The 18,507-nt window shown below is 45.2% G+C and carries 14 protein-coding genes, 1 tRNA gene and 5 pseudogenes; 16 read left to right on the forward strand and 4 right to left on the reverse strand.

Annotated elements, in window-relative coordinates; translation table 11 throughout:
* The first annotated feature begins 8 nt into the window (after positions 1–8).
* Positions 9–440 carry a flagellar assembly lipoprotein FlgP gene (gene flgP, locus BLO31_RS15690; RefSeq protein WP_070968743.1) on the forward strand — a complete coding sequence of 144 codons (432 nt, stop codon included), beginning with the start codon at positions 9–11 and terminating at the stop codon, positions 438–440.
* Between the two features lie 69 nt (positions 441–509).
* Here flgP and BLO31_RS15695 read toward each other — a convergent pair whose 3' ends face one another.
* The 3 genes and pseudogenes from BLO31_RS15695 to flgA form a co-directional block, all read right to left on the reverse strand.
* Positions 510–935: a flagella synthesis protein FlgN gene (locus tag BLO31_RS15695; protein WP_070968746.1), complete on the reverse strand. Its 426-nt coding sequence runs from the start codon at positions 933–935 to the stop codon at positions 510–512.
* A 24-nt stretch (positions 936–959) separates the two neighbouring features.
* Positions 960–1,274 carry a flagellar biosynthesis anti-sigma factor FlgM gene (flgM, locus tag BLO31_RS15700; RefSeq protein ID WP_070968749.1) on the reverse strand — a complete coding sequence of 105 codons (315 nt, stop codon included), beginning with the start codon at positions 1,272–1,274 and terminating at the stop codon, positions 960–962.
* A 95-nt stretch (positions 1,275–1,369) separates the two neighbouring features.
* Positions 1,370–2,115: pseudogene (flgA, locus tag BLO31_RS15705) on the reverse strand (flagellar basal body P-ring formation chaperone FlgA).
* A gap of 75 nt (positions 2,116–2,190) precedes the next feature.
* Here flgA and BLO31_RS15710 point away from each other — a divergent pair.
* From BLO31_RS15710 to BLO31_RS15780, 15 genes and pseudogenes are all read left to right on the forward strand, one after another.
* A complete protein-coding gene (locus BLO31_RS15710; protein WP_070968753.1) occupies positions 2,191–3,120 on the forward strand; it encodes a chemotaxis protein CheV in 930 nt (309 codons plus the stop codon).
* A 9-nt stretch (positions 3,121–3,129) separates the two neighbouring features.
* A complete protein-coding gene (locus BLO31_RS15715) occupies positions 3,130–3,957 on the forward strand; it encodes a protein-glutamate O-methyltransferase (protein ID WP_070968756.1) in 828 nt (275 codons plus the stop codon).
* Positions 3,958–4,195: 238 nt separating this feature from the next.
* Positions 4,196–4,594: a flagellar basal body rod protein FlgB gene (flgB, locus tag BLO31_RS15720; RefSeq protein ID WP_070968759.1), complete on the forward strand. Its 399-nt coding sequence runs from the start codon at positions 4,196–4,198 to the stop codon at positions 4,592–4,594.
* On the forward strand, positions 4,595–5,011 hold the full coding sequence (gene flgC, locus BLO31_RS15725) for a flagellar basal body rod protein FlgC (RefSeq protein WP_070968762.1): 417 nt from the start codon (positions 4,595–4,597) through the stop codon (positions 5,009–5,011).
* Positions 5,012–5,023: 12 nt separating this feature from the next.
* Positions 5,024–5,730, forward strand: a pseudogene (locus BLO31_RS15730) (flagellar hook assembly protein FlgD).
* A gap of 28 nt (positions 5,731–5,758) precedes the next feature.
* Positions 5,759–7,062: pseudogene (gene flgE, locus BLO31_RS15735) on the forward strand (flagellar hook protein FlgE).
* Positions 7,063–7,252: 190 nt separating this feature from the next.
* On the forward strand, positions 7,253–8,002 hold the full coding sequence (locus BLO31_RS15740; RefSeq protein ID WP_070968766.1) for a flagellar basal body rod protein FlgF: 750 nt from the start codon (positions 7,253–7,255) through the stop codon (positions 8,000–8,002).
* Between the two features lie 19 nt (positions 8,003–8,021).
* Positions 8,022–8,810, forward strand: coding sequence for a flagellar basal-body rod protein FlgG (gene flgG, locus BLO31_RS15745; RefSeq protein ID WP_070968769.1), 789 nt, complete (start codon positions 8,022–8,024; stop codon positions 8,808–8,810).
* 22 nt (positions 8,811–8,832) lie between these two features.
* Complete coding sequence (flgH, locus tag BLO31_RS15750; protein WP_070968773.1) at positions 8,833–9,612, forward strand: flagellar basal body L-ring protein FlgH; 780 nt, start codon at positions 8,833–8,835, stop codon at positions 9,610–9,612.
* A 54-nt stretch (positions 9,613–9,666) separates the two neighbouring features.
* Positions 9,667–10,757 (forward strand): annotated as a pseudogene (locus BLO31_RS15755) (flagellar basal body P-ring protein FlgI).
* Positions 10,758–10,767: 10 nt separating this feature from the next.
* Positions 10,768–11,679, forward strand: coding sequence for a flagellar assembly peptidoglycan hydrolase FlgJ (gene flgJ, locus BLO31_RS15760; protein ID WP_070968774.1), 912 nt, complete (start codon positions 10,768–10,770; stop codon positions 11,677–11,679).
* A gap of 125 nt (positions 11,680–11,804) precedes the next feature.
* Entirely contained in the window at positions 11,805–13,679 is a 1,875-nt protein-coding gene (gene flgK / locus BLO31_RS15765) for a flagellar hook-associated protein FlgK (protein ID WP_070968777.1), read from the forward strand.
* Between the two features lie 12 nt (positions 13,680–13,691).
* On the forward strand, positions 13,692–14,885 hold the full coding sequence (gene flgL, locus BLO31_RS15770; protein WP_070968780.1) for a flagellar hook-associated protein FlgL: 1,194 nt from the start codon (positions 13,692–13,694) through the stop codon (positions 14,883–14,885).
* A gap of 362 nt (positions 14,886–15,247) precedes the next feature.
* Positions 15,248–16,386, forward strand: a pseudogene (locus BLO31_RS15775) (flagellin).
* Positions 16,387–16,959: 573 nt separating this feature from the next.
* Complete coding sequence (locus BLO31_RS15780) at positions 16,960–18,093, forward strand: flagellin (protein WP_070968783.1); 1,134 nt, start codon at positions 16,960–16,962, stop codon at positions 18,091–18,093.
* A gap of 302 nt (positions 18,094–18,395) precedes the next feature.
* Here the strand turns inward: BLO31_RS15780 and BLO31_RS15785 are convergent.
* Positions 18,396–18,470, reverse strand: a tRNA-Gln gene (locus BLO31_RS15785).
* Between the last annotated feature and the right edge of the window lie 37 nt (positions 18,471–18,507).

Genomic DNA, 18,507 nt, shown 5'->3' on the forward strand with positions numbered 1-18,507 from the left:
GAGGAACCATGAGAACATTACTATTTATTTTCATGGCTCTTGTGATGGTCGGTTGTCAGCCTTTAACACCAATTGATCAAGGTGATTGGTTGACGTCAGTTGGTTATGCCAGCATCAGCGAGCAGAAAGGGCGCAACGAAGAAGAGAAGCAAGTGCGAGCGATGCGCGCATCTAAGATTGATGCTTATCGAGAACTCGCTGAACAGGTTTATGGCATGAGGGTGAGTGGTCGTGCTGACTTAAAAGACCAGAGACTGGGTACCGAACTGACCTCAGGAGCGGTAGATGGCGTTATTCGCGGAGCAGAAGTCGTACGCAGCTATAAAGTTGGCGACAGTTATGTCACTGAGCTTCGTTTGGACATCAAGAAGATGAACAAACTGAGAGACTATGGCGAAATTCAGCAAGTACCTGAAAAGCGACAGCAGACTCTGTTCTAACTCTCCACTCTATCTCCGAATAAAAAAAGCGGCTTCTAAAGCCGCTCTTTTTTTGGAGGTTTAATTGATTTAAGCTTTGAGGTTAGTCCCCAACGTGGAAACATTTTTCGTTTGACCTTCGGCATTATAGGTCATGCCAAGTTTTCCTTGGCTCTGTTTCATCAGGTTATTGAGTTTGTTAAAGCTGAGCTGAGCGCGTTGTAAGGCTTCACCATTGACTTGGTTGGCTAACTGACACTCGGCAATAAGGTTTTGAATTTTTCCGGTCAGGTCTGCGAGATGGGGGTCGGTTTTTAACGTTTCGATATCTGGATGACGGGCAATTCTTTCATCTGTTTGCTGAAGTTGAGTGATTAACGCTATTTTTTCTTTGGCTAGTGTTTCAATATCTTTGGCAGTTCTTGAGGTAATAGCGTGCTTCTCTTTCTCCAATAGGGAAGAAAGATCTTCGGCGTTTTTAAGTTGGAACTCTACTAATCCTTCTAATGCAGCCATACCGCAGACTCACATTGATTGGTATTACAGTCCACCAAGTTCTTTTTCAAACTTGATCATGTTGTCAGCTAACTTTTCAGGGTCAACTGTATAAGAGCCATTAGCAATAGCTTCTTTGATGGCGGCCACTTTTGCTTTGTCGAAGCTTGGTTGGCTTACCATTTGGTTGTGCATTTCACCTACTGCTTTACCTTGAGTGCTCAGTGATACTGCGTCCTTTGCAACTCCGGATTTTTTTGCACTTTCTGAATTACCGGTTGCATTTGTTTCGCTACGTGCAGAGTTACGCGTAGAAGTCGTAACCGTTTGCCCAGAGCGTATGTTATCAATGCCTGCCATATACTAGCCTTATGCTTTAATCAATTACCTGTACTGTCACTATCGACACGAAGAGAAATAACTTTAATATTTTTATTCACTTCTTTGCCTAATCGCTAAAATCGAACGGTGACTTCACCAATTGCAGTGACTGTTCCCTCAATTATACGGTTGGATTTACTATTTTTCACTCTGATCTGTTCACCAAAGCCACCATCGGACAAGGCAAGACCCTTAGTTGTGATCGTCATACCCGGATTCGACGCTTTTATTACAACTGTTTCATTGCGACAAACTACGCATATATCGTTAGCTTCGATAATGTCACCAGTGCGTAAGTTTTTCTTTGTTTTCGCTCCGACCACATGATTTATCGAGGAAAATCCTTGCCGCCTGTACCGCTGCAAGTCTACCATACTGATAGTAACATTTTGCTTAGTAATAATTTGTCCTCGGCTGATTGGGCTGTTGACCGTGACCTGCGGTCCTGTTCTGGTCAATCTGATGGAACATAGACGCGCCAACTGTCGGAAGGGCATTCGATAAGTACGGTGATATTGCTAGATGTCGGGTTAGTCGAACTAGATGAAGCGGCGATCCCTTCGGGACAATCTGTTGCGTGCACTCGGGTATCAATATTAGAAGCTTTTGCTTCTAAAGTACCATTTACAGGCCATTCAACATTGGAAACAATGTATTCTTCGGCGGCTTTTTGAATGAGTTCGATCTGGTTTTGAGTGGCTGAGAGTGCTGAAAAACTAAAGAAAATAAATAAAATGCCGATAGACTTAGAAAAAAATTTATAGAAAGCTCTACACTTAGTTATGGAATGTGAGCACATGTATGATTTAGGATATGTCATTCTGTTTCTCTAATTTTTCATGTCTACCGTAGACTACCACTTTTTCGCGAGAAAGTTTGAGATGGAGATGAGCTTATGACGGGGATTCTTGATTCGGTGAATCAGCGGACACAACTCGTCGGTCAAAACCGATTAGAGCTATTAACGTTTCGTCTAATGGGACGACAGCGTTATGGTATTAACGTATTTAAAGTTAAAGAAGTATTACAATGTCCTAAGCTTACTTCGATGCCCAACTTACACCCACTTGTCAAAGGGGTTGCCCATATTCGTGGCCACACTGTATCTGTCATCGATTTAAGCCTTGCTATTGGTGGTAAACCCACCACCGATGTAGAAAAGTGTTTCGTTGTTATCGCCGAGTTCAACCGTACTATTCAAGCGTTCTTGGTTACTTCAGTTGAACGCATTATCAATATGCACTGGGAAGCGATTCTTCCTCCACCTGAAGGTTCGGGTAAGGCAAACTATCTGACCGCAGTGACAAACATTGATAACGAGTTGGTTGAAATTCTCGATGTCGAGAAAATCCTTGCAGAAATTGCGCCAATGGATGAATCGATGGACGAAAGCATTGGTCAAGAGATTGCCGAAGCCGAAGTGGAAAAACCGATTGTTCGTCGTATTCTCATTGCAGATGACTCGACCGTAGCGCGTAAGCAGGTTGAACGAGCGATTACCTCAATAGGGTTTGAAGTGGTCTCTGTAAAAGACGGCAAAGAAGCCTACGACAAGTTAATAGAGATGGCTTCAGAGGGCAGTATCTACGATCAAATCTCACTGGTGATATCAGATATCGAAATGCCAGAGATGGACGGCTATACTTTAACTGCAGAAATTCGCAGACATGCTGATTTGAAAGATCTTTATGTTATTCTACATTCGTCACTCAGCGGTGTCTTCAACCAAGCTATGGTTGAACGAGTGGGAGCTAACTCCTTTATCGCGAAGTTTAATCCTGATGAACTCGGGAATGCAGTAAAAGCTGCAGTAACGCCAGAATAAGAGAAATTAATGACAGCGATAACAATAAGCGATCAAGAATATCGTGACTTCAGTCGTTTTTTAGAGTCTCAATGCGGAATTGTATTGGGAGACAGTAAGCAATACTTAGTGCGCAGTCGTTTAAGCCCGCTTGTAACAAAATTCAAGCTTACGTCGTTATCTGATTTGTTGCGAGACGTGGTTACTGGTAGAAACCGAGAGCTCAGAGTAGCGGCGGTTGATGCCATGACTACTAATGAAACCCTGTGGTTTAGGGATACTTATCCCTTCCAAGTGCTTTCTGATCGCCTGTTACCTGAGATTGCTGCGACGAAGCGCCCAATAAAAATTTGGTCTGCGGCGAGTTCGTCTGGCCAAGAGCCTTACTCAATGGCGATGACCATTTTAGAGACTCAGCAGAAAAAACCAGGCATGCTGCCTAATGTGTCGATCACGGCAACGGATATCTCAGCAAGTATGTTAGACATGTGTCGTGCGGGGGTTTATGACAACTTAGCCTTGGGCAGAGGCCTATCTGCGGAACGTCGTCGTACTTTCTTTGAAGATGCTGGCGATGGCCGTATGAAGATCAAAGACAACGCCAAGCGCTTAGTTAACTTCCGTCCTCAAAACTTGATGGATAGTTACGCACTGTTAGGCAAGTTCGATATCATCTTCTGCCGTAATGTGCTGATCTATTTCTCTCCAGATATGAAGTCTCAAGTACTGAATCAAATGGCAAACAGCCTCAATCCCGGTGGTTATTTATTGTTAGGGGCCTCTGAGTCTTTAACTGGCCTGACCGATCGATTTGAAATGGTGAGATGTAATCCAGGAATCATCTACAAGTTAAAATAGTGACTACAGCGCAGTAGTCGATATCTAAGCCCAGTCTTATGACTGGGCTTTTTGTTGCCGCTAAGCTATATATATTGGGTGACATTCCGGCAAAGCGGCAAAGAGCACATTTCGTTCTTGGCTTAACTTTTGCTTATAAAACAAGGGTGAAAGCAAAAAGTGAATGCTTTTTAAAAGTTGGTACACATATTGCTTTTATCATAATCAGTAGCGGTCATTTTTATTTGTAGAGGCAATTATGACTATTTCATTTGACAATGCTTTGGGTATCCATCAACACACTGTTGGTGTCCGTGAGCGCAATGCAGAGGTTATCTCAACCAACATTGCACAAGCGAATACCCCTGGATACAAATCAAAGGGAATGGACTTTAAGCGTGCGCTGCAAGCGGCAACGTCAGAGGCAAGTATTGGTCTCAATCGTACCGATAGTCGGCACATTCCTGCCTCTTCAAGAGTGACTGGGGAGGTACTTTATCGTCTTCCTACCCAACCTGATACCGGTGATGGCAACACTGTAGATGTGGATCTAGAGCGTAACTTGTTTATGCAAAACCAGATTCGTCATCAAGCGTCACTGGACTTCTTAGGAAGTAAATTCAAAAACTTAACTAAGGCTATTAAAGGGAGTCAATAGATGAGCTTATTCAATGTATTCAATGTGACAGGGTCTGCAATGAGTGCTGAGTCTGTTCGTCTAAATACGACTTCAAGTAACCTAGCGAATGCCGACAGTGTTTCTAGTTCCGCTAAAGACACTTATAAAGCTCGCCATGCCGTATTCGGCGCAGAGTTAAGTAAGGCAAAGTATAACAGTGACCATACGGTGCCAGTTCAGGTTTTGGGAATTGTAGAAAGCGATAAACCGCTCAATGCGGAGTACAACCCTGATCACCCCTTAGCAAACGACGAAGGTTATATCTACAAGCCGAACGTCAATGTTATGGAAGAGATGGCCAACATGATTTCTGCTTCTCGCTCATATCAAACGAATGTGCAAGTGGCAGATGCAAGTAAACAAATGCTGCTGCGAACGCTGCAGATGGGTCAATAAGGGGAGTAACGTATGGCTGATATTAATAACGTTGGTCAAAGCGGCTTGTCCTATGTTGACCAGCTTAAAGCCTTACAGGATCAGAAAAAGCCAGATGAGACCACGGGTAAACAAGATCTTAAACAAGAAGATTTTCTTTCCCTTCTCACCAAGCAGTTGGCTCAGCAAGATCCCTTTAAGCCGGTTAGCAATGACCAGATGATTGCACAGATGGCATCATTTGCCACCGTCGATGGCATAGGCAAGATGAACAACCAGTTTGAGACTCTTAATACGTCTATGACATCAAACCAAGCCCTGCAAGCGTCGACTTTAGTCGGTCGTGATGTACTCGTACCGGGTGCAGCAGGTGTTAAACAACAAAATGCGGGAATGGCCGCTATGGTTAAGCTTCCTCAATCTATCGACAACTTGTTTGTCCGAATAGAAAACGAAGTTGGCCAGTTGGTTAGAACCTTCGATGTGGGCGCTAAGCCGCTGGTGATAACCGCGTTGAATGGGACGGAAACGATGAAAATGGTAATCCATTGCCTGCCGGAAAATACAAGGTGAAAGCCTCGGGTTTGATGGAAGGTGCGAACAAAGAGTTTGATGTTTCGACTTATGCGAACGTCAACAGTGTTCTGCTTGGAAATGGTGATGGTAATGTACTGCTCAATCTGGCTGGCTTTGAGTCGCCAGTTCGACTTGCTGAAGTACTAGAAGTTGGCAAAGCGTAACTACGCTGGCTAGATAGGAGATTTTGGAATGTCATATATTGCATTAAGCGGCTTGTCCGCGGCACAACTGGATCTAAATACAACCAGTAACAACATCGCGAACGCCAATACCTTTGGCTTTAAGGAGTCTCGTGCTGAGTTCGGTGATGTGTATTCAAACTCGCTGTTCACACATGCTAAAACGACTCCAGGTCAAGGTGTGCAAGCAGCGAAGGTCGCTCAACAGTTCCACGAGGGTTCAAGCGTATACACAAACAACCCAATGGATCTACGTGTGGGTGGTACAGGTTTCTTCGCAGTAGCGAAAGACAGACTTGTCCCTCAAACGAACGAGCTAACCCGTAACGGTGCATTTCACCTAAACAAGGACAATTACATGGTTTCGGCCAATGATGAGTTCTTGTTGGGCTATGAAGTGAACAAGGATACGGGTGATGTGCTTTCATACGAGCCAAAGCCTATTAACATTCCAGCGGAGTTCGGTAAACCAAAACAGACGGCAAACATTGGTGTCGGCGTTAACTTGCCGGCAAACGGTGAGCTAAAAGACCCTGCGCTGTTTGACTTTACCGATCCAGAAACGTACAACCGCTCAACATCATCGACGATTTATGACTCGATGGGGCAAGCGTATAAAATGACGACGTACTACTTGAAAGATCAAACTCAAGCTAATACGTGGCAAACCTACTACACCATTACTGATAAAGTTGGTGAGAAGCCTGTCAACATCGTTGGTGGTGACGCAACAACACCTACGGGCCATATCGGTCATACCATGAAGTTTAACAATGACGGTACGTTAGCTAGCTTAAATAACGGACAAAATATTGTTTCAGAAGCGATTGGTGTAGGTCCAAATGCGGTGGATCTAAACGGTGCTGATGCAAACCAAACCCTCTCTTTTGGTTTAGACTCAGCAACTCAGTTTGCCGCTCCTTTTGAACTGACTAAGTTTGATCAAGATGGTGCGACAACAGGTTTCCTGACCAAAGTCGATTTTGATGAGAACGGTAGCGTATTGGGTACTTACTCTAACGGTCAGAACATTACTCTAGGTCGCGTAGCTCTAGTGCGAGTGGCTAACGAGCAAGGTCTTGACAAAAAAGGTGGTACTCAGTGGGATGCAACGCAGTCTCTGGTGATAAGATCTGGGGTGAATCTAACAAAGGTTCTTTTGGTACGATTAGCAGTGGTACCTTGGAGCAGTCGAATATCGATATGACTCAAGAACTGGTGGATTTGATTTCAGCTCAGCGTAACTTCCAAGCGAACTCTCGTTCATTAGAAGTTCACAACCAGACACAACAAAACATCCTGCAAATCCGATAATCTCCTTATCGTGCAATCGTCTGAAAGGGCAAGCCGGTGGCAAACACTGGCTTGCTTTTCTTGCCTCCCTAGCGGCAAGCATGCCTTATCTCTCCCTCTTTTTGTCTATCTATCTGAAAAATAAAGAAAATAAAAACTGGCACACCAATTGCTTTAATGACCTTAGAATAGTGATCATTGGAGTAAAGTAATGGATCGTTCTCTGTTTTTAGCCATGAGTGGCGCTAAGCAAAATATGCAAGCACTACAACTGCGAGCGAACAACTTGGCAAACGTCAGTACCACGGGCTTCCGTGCTGATTTGGCGCAAGCCCGTTCGATGCAGGCATACGGCGACGGTTTGCCAACTCGTGTGTTCAGCATGACAGAGCGCCCAGGACATAACTTCTCACAAGGTAGTGTCATCACTACAGGTCGAGATCTTGATGTGACCATTCAAGGTAACGGTTGGATCTCTGTACTGGACAAAACAGGTCAAGAAGGGCTGACTCGCAACGGTAACCTTAAAATTGAAGCCGATGGATTACTCACCAGCGGCAACGGCAATTTGGTTCTAGGGGAAACCGGGGCACCAATCACATTGCCTATCCCAGTGAGCAAAGTTGAAATTGGTGCAGATGGTACTATTTCAGTTGTACCACAAGGGGCACCTGCTGATGCGATAGAAATCGTCGACCGAATCAAACTGACTTCGACCAACAACCAATCCCTATTCAAAGATATTAACGGACTGTTCCGTTCCAAAAATCCTAATGCGGCATACGAAGCGGATGCCGATGTAAAACTGCTCACGGGTGCTCTTGAAGGGAGCAACGTCAACGCCATTGGCGAAATGACAAGCCTAATCGACTTGCAGAGACAATTTGAAATGCAAGTGAAGATGATGAGCACCGCAGAAGAGATGGACAAAGCATCCGACTCGCTGCTTCGTACTAGCTAAACAGATTTAGGAGAGAGATATGCATCCGGCGTTATGGGTAAGTAAAACGGGCTTAGATGCCCAGCAAACCAATATTTCAACGATTTCAAACAACTTGGCAAACGCCTCGACCGTTGGTTACAAAAAAAGCCGCGCGGTGTTTGAAGATCTGTTTTACCAAAACATCAATCAACCTGGAGGTCAGTCGTCACAAAACACTGAACTGCCTAGTGGTCTTATGTTAGGTGCGGGTTCCAAAGTGGTAGCGACACAAAAAGTGCACACTCAAGGCAATACGCAGACGACAACTAACAGTCTGGATATGATGATTGAAGGTGACGGCTTTTTCCAAATCTTAATGCCTGACGGCAATATAGGTTACACGCGCAACGGTCAGTTTACCGTCAATGACGAAGGTGTGATTGTCACCTCTGGTGCTGGGTATGCAGTCGAACCAGAAATTGCGATCCCCGATGATGCTATTAGTATTACGGTTGGCAATGATGGCGAAGTATCTGTTCGGGTAAGAGGCCAGCAGGACAACCAAGTATTAGGTCAAATCACCACGGTAGATTTTATTAACCCCGGCGGTCTAGAACCCATAGGTCAAAACCTCTATCTACCAACCGGTGCCAGTGGTGATCCACAAGAAGGCGTTCCGGGCTTGGATGGTTTTGGTGAGATCCGCCAATCGATGTTAGAAACGTCGAATGTGAATGTCACTGAAGAGCTGGTGAATATGATTGAAGCTCAGCGCGTCTATGAAATGAACTCAAAAGTCATCTCTGCGGTAGATAAGATGATGAGCTTTGTTAATCAGCAACTGTAATCATTGGGGTAGGGTGAGAGCTATGATTCGTTTAATTTTAGTGGTGATGATTGCCATTTTATCGGGTTGTTCAATGTTGGAACCACCAGTAGAAACGCCAGATGTCGTCCAAGGTACCACAACGGTTGATGCGGTAGAAGGTGACAAAGCCGAAGAAGAAAGCAGCGGTATTGTTGATACGCTTAGAGGTCGCTCTGACCCCATCGCTGGTGATCCAGCTTGGGCACCAATTCACCCTAAACACGAGCCAGAGCATTACGCGGCAGAAACAGGGTCACTGTTTAATCGAGCGCAAGCTAGCAGTTTATATGATGATTCAAAACCGCGCGGAATTGGCGATATTATTACTGTCACACTATCGGAAAGTACCAAAGCGGCTAAAAGTGCGGATGCGGATCTTTCAAAGAGCAATGACGCCTCAATGGATCCATTAGAAGTTGGTGGTAGACCAGTCACCATCAGCGACTACGATTTCTCTTATAACCTGAGCAACGACAACAATTTTAGTGGCAGCTCAGCGGCTAATCAAAGTAACAGCTTAACGGGTTCGATCACGGTTGAAGTTATCGAAGTATTGGCAAATGGCAACCTAGTGATCCGCGGTGAAAAGTGGCTCACACTGAATGCTGGTGATGAATACATTCGATTAAGCGGTACGATTCGTCCCGACGATATTGACTACGATAACACCATAGCGTCGAATCGTATTTCTAACGCTAGAATTCAATATTCAGGTACTGGAACTAATCAAGATATGCAAGAACCTGGATTCTTGGCACGATTCTTTAATGTCGCTCTATAGCCAAGGCAGAAAGTCGAAGTTTTGGCACTGATAGATTAAAGAAAGGTAGATGCGATGAAAAAGTTATTTCTGATACTGACCAGCTTGTGTTTAGTGGTAACAAGTGCTCAAGCGGCACGAGTCAAAGACGTGGCACAAGTTGCTGGGGTCAGAAGTAACCAATTGGTTGGCTACGGCTTGGTTACTGGTCTTCCCGGAACTGGTGAGTCAACCCCATTTACCGATCAAAGTTTTAATGCCATGTTGCAAAATTTTGGCATTCAATTGCCGCCAGGCACTAAACCAAAGAGTAAAAACGTGGCGGCGGTCATTGTGACTGCTGAACTCCCCGCTTTTTCAAAGCAGGGGCAAACCATAGACGTCACCGTGTCATCGATTGGTTCGGCTAAGAGCCTTCGAGGTGGCACCTTGATGCAGACAATGCTAAAAGGTTTAGACGGGCAAATTTATGCCATCGCACAGGGAAATTTAGTCGTCAGTGGTTTTAGTGCTTCGGGTGCAGACGGTTCTAAAATCGTTGGTAACAACCCAACAGCGGGTATGATTTCAAATGGTGCCATCGTCGAGCAAGAAATTCCTTCCCCTTTTGGACGTGGCGACTTTATCACTTTCAATCTTTTAGAATCTGATTTTACCACCGCACAACGAATGGCAGATGCGGTCAATAATTTCCTTGGTCCAAATATGGCTTCGGCAATTGACGCAACATCTGTTCGAGTTCGCGCGCCAAGAGATATTACTCAGCGAGTGGCTTTTTTATCTGCGATAGAAAACTTAGAGTTTGAACCCGCAGACAGTTCGGCAAAGATTATTGTCAATTCGCGCACTGGTACTATCGTTGTCGGCAAGCACGTGCGTTTAAAGCCGGCTGCCGTGACTCATGGTGGTATGACAGTTGCGATCAAAGAAAACCTTAACGCAAGCCAGCCAAATGCGTTTGCTGGTGGCCAAACGGTCGTCGTTCCTGATACGGATATTGAAGTATCAGAGGAGCAGGGAAAAATGTTCAAGTTTGAACCCGGCCTGACACTAGACGACCTCGTTAGAGCGGTGAATGAAGTTGGCGCTGCCCCTTCAGACTTAATGGCGATTTTACAAGCCTTAAGCAAGCAGGCGCTATCGAAGGCCAGCTAATTATTATCTAAGGAGAGAGCGATGATTAACAACGGAAATGACATCGGCTTTATCCACGATATATCAGGTTTGGATAAACTGCGTCAGCAAGCTGTAAACGGCGAAGAAGGCAGCGAAGAAAAAGCATTGCTATCGGCTGCTAAACAGTTTGAATCGATTTTTACCTCTATGCTCTTTAAATCGATGCGAGATGCGAACGCCAGCTTTGAATCCGGCCTAATGGACAGCCAGAATCAGCAGTTTTACCGTCAAATGCTCGATGAGCAAATGTCGAGTGAGCTGAGTGCCAGTGGCTCGTTAGGACTTGCTGACATGATCGTTGCTCAACTGAGTAGCGGCAAGGTAGAGAATCAAAACGCGGCAAATCAAACGCAAAACTTTGAACAGATAATGGAACGAGTCAATCGCGTCAAAGAGGCAAGGGCAGTACAAGCTTCAACAGCTCCTACAAACGTTGACAAAGATGGAATTAGTTTCGATAGCCCAGAAAGCTTTGTTGCGTCTTTGTCACCTTATGCACAACGCGCGGCACAAACCTTGGGCGTCGATCCTTCACTGCTTTTAGCGCAAGCGGCGCTAGAAACCGGGTGGGGGCAAAAAATGGTTCAGAACTCACAAGGCAACAGTAACAACCTGTTTAATATCAAAGCGGATAGAAGCTGGAAAGGCGGTAAAGTGGCCACGCAAACTCTGGAGTACCATCAAGGCGTTCCAGTACAAGAGCGAGCAGCGTTCCGCTCTTATGCTAACTATCAGGACAGCTTTGAAGACTATGTGAAGTTTTTACAAGAGAACCCAAGATACACAACGGCTCTTCAGCACGGCGGTAACTCAGAGTCCTTTATCCACGGCATACACAAAGCGGGTTATGCCACTGATCCACAGTACGCCGACAAAGTACTCCGCGTTAAGCAACGCATTGATAACATGTAATTTTAAAGGCCCGTGTTCTACGGGTCTTCCTTTATTTTCTCTTCGATAATTCTTTGGCACATAATTTGCAAAATACTGGTTAGTCTTTCAGTTAACACTGATTTTTTTACTAACCCGGGGGCAGTATGGCGTCTGATCTTCTGAATTTAGGTACGCAAAGCGTATTGACAGCTCAGAGACAACTCAATACAACAGGTCACAATATCTCTAATGTGAATACAGAGGGGTATAGCCGCCAGTCCGTTATCCAAGGCACGAATGCACCGCGCCAATACGGAGGCCAGACCTATGGTATGGGTGTGCATGTGGACAATGTTCGCCGCTCTTGGGATCAGTTTGCCGTTAACGAACTCAACTTGTCGACCACTAGCTATGCTTTCAAACGCGATACAGAAGAAAACCTAGAGATGCTATCTGGAATGCTTTCTTCGGTTGCTTCCAAGAAAATCCCAGAAAACATGAACGAATGGTTTGATGCGGTCAAGTCATTAGCTGATAGCCCAAATGATGTCGGTGCGCGAAAAGTCCTTTTGGAGAAAGCAGGGCTGGTTACGCAAAACTTTAATGACTTCCACGAAAGTATTCGTTTGCAATCAGACAATACGGCAAGAAAGCTCGATTTAGGTATCGAAAGAATGAACCAGTTGGCGCTGGAGATCCGCGATCTTCACCGCTTAATGATGCGCACTCCCGGTCCTCATAACGATTTAATGGACGAACACGAAAAGCTGGTAGCAGAACTGTCCGAGTTCACTAAAGTGACGGTGACACCTCGAGCTAATGCCGAAGGTTTTAATATTCATATTGGTAATGGTCATACTCTAGTCTCTGGTACAGAGGCCAGTCAGTTGACCATGCTAGATGGCTATCCCGATGTAAAGCAGCGCCGCCTCGCAATGATCGAAGGTGAAGGGGTTAAAGCCATAACCAGTAAAGATATCGATGGAAAGATTGGCGCTATGCTGGAGATGCGAGATAAGCATCTGCCACACTTGGTCGACGAACTAGGTAAGTTGGCAACCACCTTTTCTTATGAAGTGAACAAGCTTCAAGATCAAGGTTTGGACCTAAGAGGAAACATAGGTGGTTTGATTTTCACAGATGTGAACTCAGAAGTGGTTGCCAAATCACGGGTTGTAACTTCGTCCAATTCACAAGCTGATCTCGCGGTGTTTATCGAGGATACAAGCAAAATCATCGGTGGCCAGTATTCATTGCAGTACAACGGCAGTGATTACTACATTACTCGACCGGATGGCGAACAGAGCGTTGTGCCTGTCGTCGGTAATGAAATATTGGTGGACGGGGTCAGGATAGAAATACGCAATGGATTAGAAGCGGGCGAAAGAGTGTTGATTCGCCCTACGCGCAGTGGCGCGGCTCAGATGCAGATGGAGACCAATGACCCAGCTGATATCGCAGCGCAAAGTTATGAAGCTTCCACCACATTTGCACAAGGCAGTGCAACCTTTGAAATTAACGCAGCAGGTAGTCTTAGAGAGTTTGAAGTAGTGGTTTCTCCGACAGGTCAAGAGTTTGCGGTTACAGATACTAAGGGGAATGTGTTGCTACAGCCTCAGCAATATCCACCGTCAGGCCCGGTCACAGTTCAAGGCACCACCTTTACCATTAGCGGCGGCGCTTTGCCGAACGACAAGTTTACGGCAAACCTTGTCCCCTCAGAAGGTGACAACGGTAACCTATTAAAAATGCAGAATATCCAGACAGACAAAAAACTCAATGATGGTGAGTCAACGGTTCTGGATATCTACCATGACCTAAATACCAATGTGGGTCTTAAAATGTCGACCGCCTCTCGACTGACAGACGTCGCGAGATTAGAGAAAGAGTCGGCACAAGAGCGAATCGCTTCTATATCCGGCGTTAATTTAGATGAAGAAGCGGCAAATATGATGAAGTTTCAGCAAGCTTACATGGCATCATCACGCATCATGCAAGCGGCGAACGACACCTTTAACACGATTCTTCAACTGAGATAAGGAGGCAGATAAATGTTAAATCGAATTTCCAGCTTCCATAATTATCAGTCAGTGCAAAATGACCTGCGTCGTCAAGAGCATGCGGTTCATCACAACCAAGCTCAACTGGCATCGGGTAAAAAACTGATGAGCCCGAGCGATGACCCGCTTGCTACGCACTACATACAGAACATCAATCAGCAGTCAGAGCAACTACGCCAATATATGGATGGCATTGTTCTGTCTCGAAACCGCCTAGAACATCACGAAGTGATCGTGGCCAATACAGAGAGTTTTGCCGACGAAGCGAAGCGCACGGTAATGGAAATGATCAACGGTGCACTTTCACCGGAAGACAGGTTCGCGAAAAAACGCGAGCTAGAAGAGATAGCCAACAATTTCTTAAATCTAGTCAATGTTCAAGACGAGTCGGGTAACTATATCTTTGCGGGTACCAAACCGAAGAATCAGCCTTTCTTTAAAGATAGGGATGGCAACGTGGTCTATGCCGGAGATGATTATCAACGCAAGATGAAAATCTCTAACGCTTTGGAAATGCCTATTAATGATCCAGGCAGCAAAATGTTTATGGAAATAGACAACCCGTTTGGCGATTTTGAACCGACTTACAAAATTGGCGAGTCTTCAGAACTGTTGTTAGAGAGAGCGATCAATACCAATGTGGACGATCAATCTACTTATAAACTGACGTTTGTCGACATGCCAAACAGCAAATATGGCTATCAGTTGGAACGAGATGGTTCGGTTGTACAGGCGGACGAGTTTGACCCTTCGCAAGGAATAAAATACGAAGGGGTAACCATTCAGGTTAAAGGGCAAATCGATAAAGGCGATGAAATCACCTTAGAGCCCCGTCGCACATACAGTATTTTTGAGACTTTTAACAAGGCGATGGAGTACTCACAGGGGTCGGTATCAGATACTTCCAACACGGCGAAACTCCACCAATTAGTTCAAGAGTTCCACGCTGCCTTTATTCACTTGAACAAAGCGCGCACCGATGTAGGTGCAAGGTTAAACACCTTAGATATTCAAGAAGAGCAGCACGAAGATTTTAAAATGACCCTAGCCAAATCTAAGAGTAGCTTCGAAGACTTAGATTACGCCGCTGCGGTTATAGAGTTCAATGAAAACACTCGCGCACTGCAGGCTTCTCAGCAGGCATTCGGTAAGACGAAAGATCTCACATTGTTTAACTATATCTAATAAATAAGCTCGATGTGCTATGCCTTCGAGCCTATTTATTGTCGTTCAACAAGAACATGTAAAGACATGGCAATTGAGCGGCAAACGAGCGGCAAACGGATTGTCAGCTCGACTTAAGTAGAAAAAAGCAAGGAAGCAGTAAGTAATTAATGCGTTGTAACTTATTGAAATGGCTTGATTTTGAAATAAATTTTTACTGATTTAAAAGTTGGCACGCTAATTGGATAGTTTTAAGTACAGTAGACAAACAAGTTTATAAACCGGTGCGAACTGGTTAAGCAAGTCATTCACGGTCAGTGCTTCCAAATGAGATTAAGCTGGCCGCTTCGCAAGCACTTGCGAACTCACTAGGAGAGCAAACTATGACCATAACTGTAAACACTAACGTCTCGGCGATGACAGCCCAGCGTTACCTAAGCAAAGCCACCGGGGAACTCAACACCTCTATGGAACGTTTGTCTTCCGGTGCAAAGATCAACAGTGCTAAAGATGATGCTGCGGGTCTACAGATTTCTAACCGATTGACCGCTCAGTCAAGAGGCCTTGATGTCGCAATGCGTAACGCAAATGACGGTATCTCGATTGCCCAAACTGCTGAAGGTGCGATGAACGAATCAACCAGTATTCTGCAGCGTATTCGTGACTTGTCACTACAATCGGCTAACGGTACCAACTCGGCGTCAGAGCGCCAAGCACTAAATGAAGAAGTGACCGCACTTCAAGATGAACTTAACCGTATTGCGGAAACCACTTCTTTTGGTGGTCGTAAACTACTGAACGGTTCATTTGGCGAAGCGTCCTTTCAGATCGGTGCAAGTTCTGGTGAAGCGATCATCATGGGGCTAACAAGCATACGTGCAGATGACTTCAGAATGGGTGGTCAGAGCTTTATCTCAGAACAAGGCAAAGGCAAAGACTGGGGTGTTCCAGCAACGGCAAAAGACCTTAAGTTTGAGTTTACAACTAAAGATGGTGAAGCCATTACCTTAGATATCATCGCTAAAGAAGGTGACGATATCGAAGAGCTGGCTACCTACATCAATGGTCAAACAGACAAGCTAAAAGCTTCTGTTGATCAAGATGCAAGCTGCAACTCTTTGCCGCAGAGCCAAACTTAGAAGGCAACCTGAATATTTCCGGTGGTCTGGCGAGTGAACTTGGTCTTAATGGCGGTCCTGGTGTTGCGTCGACGGTACAGAGTATTGATGTACGTAGTGTTGGTGGTGCACAGAATGCCGTAGGCATTATTGACTCTGCATTGCGATACGTAGACTCACAACGAGCTGACCTTGGTGCGAAACAAAACCGACTCAGCCACAGTATAAACAACCTGGCGAACATCCAGGAGAATGTAGAAGCGTCGAACAGCCGAATTCGCGACACAGATTTTGCGAAAGAAACCACGGCAATGACTAAGGCGCAAATATTGCAGCAAGCTGGTACTTCAATACTGGCCCAAGCAAAACAGTTGCCAAACTCTGCAATGACTCTATTGCAGTAGTTCGGGAAGTCTTTATTGATGTTGACTCAGACGTGAGTATCAATAGAGCCTTCTTGGCAAGCGTGATGGAAACAGGGTTGTAAGTTCTCTCTCTCACCCTGCTTACAACTCCGTAAATATCACGCACTCGGCAGCCCTAATGTGTCATTTCTCTCGATCTCCACATTAGCGTTTGCTACCAAATAGCCCCGGTTCTCTCAAAGGAAAAGGGGCTTTTTCTCTTCTACCCCGATGGTTATATAGATAGCCGTCGGGGTTTTCGTTTATTAGTTTTATCTGCGCTTGCCCCTTCTTTGCTAGGGTATTGAATCGGCTGGAGGTAAATCGCGTGCTTCAGGTTGATTTGCTCATCGGCACAAGCGGCGAAAACTTTAAAAACTTTTATCATATCTGTCGTTAACCTCTCTAACTCACTCTCTTCCCATTAATTTTTCAGAATTTTCATAATTTCTTCTAAAGGAAATCCAGAGTAAGTCGCTAATAAAGGTACTTTGAGAGAACTAATTGGTTTACCGAGACGTCGGAAACCGTTCGGAACTTCCGCTTCGCCGGAAATCAATAGGAGAGACCACTATGGCGGTTAATGTAAACACCAATGTTTCAGCGATGACAGCGCAACGCTATTTGAATAGCGCGCAAGAGTCGCAGCAAGCATCAATGGAACGTTTATCATCTGGCTTTAAGATCAACAGTGCAAAAGATGACGCAGCGGGTCTGCAAATCTCGAACAGGTTGAACGTGCAAAGTCGCGGTTTAGATGTAGCGGTACGTAACGCGAATGACGGTATTTCGATTGCTCAGACTGCTGAAGGAGCAATGAACGAAACTACTAACATTCTACAACGTATGCGAGATCTATCATTGCAGTCTGCAAACGGCTCAAACTCTCAGTCAGAGCGTGTTGCAATCCAAGAAGAGATTGGTGCACTTAACGACGAGTTAAACCGTATTGCAGAAACTACCTCTTTTGGTGGTAATAAACTGCTCAATGGTACCTTTGCGACTAAGTCATTCCAGATTGGTGCAGATAACGGTGAAGCAGTAATGCTGTCACTGAACAATATGCGCAGTGATGAGTCTATGATGGGCGGCAACAGCTATGTTGCAGCTAACGGTAAAGACAAAGACTGGGCTGTACAAGCAGGCGCAAACGACCTAACAATCACGTTAACTGACCAATTTGGCCAAGAGCAAAACATTGCTGTAGCGGCAAAAGCTGGTGATGATATCGAAGAACTTGCGACTTACATCAATGGTCAGACAGACCTTGTTAAAGCGTCGGTTGATGAAGAAGGTCGTATGCAGATCTTCACCGATAACAACCGAGTACAAGGTACAGCGGCATTTGGTGGTAGTCTAGCGAGTGAACTTAGCTTCGGTGAAGCAAAAGGCGTAACAGTAGACACTATCGATGTTCGTACCGTTGGTGGCGCACAAGAATCAGTCGCTATTGTCGATGCAGCGCTTAAATTTGTAGATAGCCACCGTGCGGAGCTTGGTGCATTCCAAAACCGTTTCGGCCACGCTATCAACAACTTAGACAACATTAACGAAAACGTTAATTCTTCTAAGAGCCGAATCAAAGACACTGACTTTGCGAAAGAGACAACGGCATTGACCAAGTCTCAGATCCTGAGCCAAGCATCGAGCTCAGTACTTGCTCAAGCTAAGCAAGCTCCAAACTCAGCTTTGGGTCTTCTAGGCTAAGCTAAATTAAGAGATAAAAATCCAGCTTCGGCTGGATTTTTTTGCCTTAAATTTGGATGCCCCGGAACTGAGAGGGAAATGGACTTTTTGAACCACCGAGTAATCGAACAAGAGTACCAAGAGCGGTAGAACAACATAACCGCAGAACAGTAGAACAACAGAACCACAGAACGACGGAGCGCCAAAAAAGGGCAAACTTAATAGGATTGAAGGGCTAGATAAAACAACACCCAGCATAGCCGGGTGTGAGCTAAGAGAGCTCCTTTCGGTTGTCTCTTAAAGCGATGGTGCATAAATAAGGTTGGCAGGTCTACCTGGATTCGAACCAGGGAATGGCGGCATCAAAAGCCGCTGCCTTACCACTTGGCGATAGACCTAACACAAGAATATGTAATAAGTGTAGAAGAAAAGAGG

This window comes from Vibrio sonorensis, from assembly GCF_001854765.1.
Lineage (GTDB): Bacteria > Pseudomonadota > Gammaproteobacteria > Enterobacterales > Vibrionaceae > Vibrio > Vibrio sonorensis.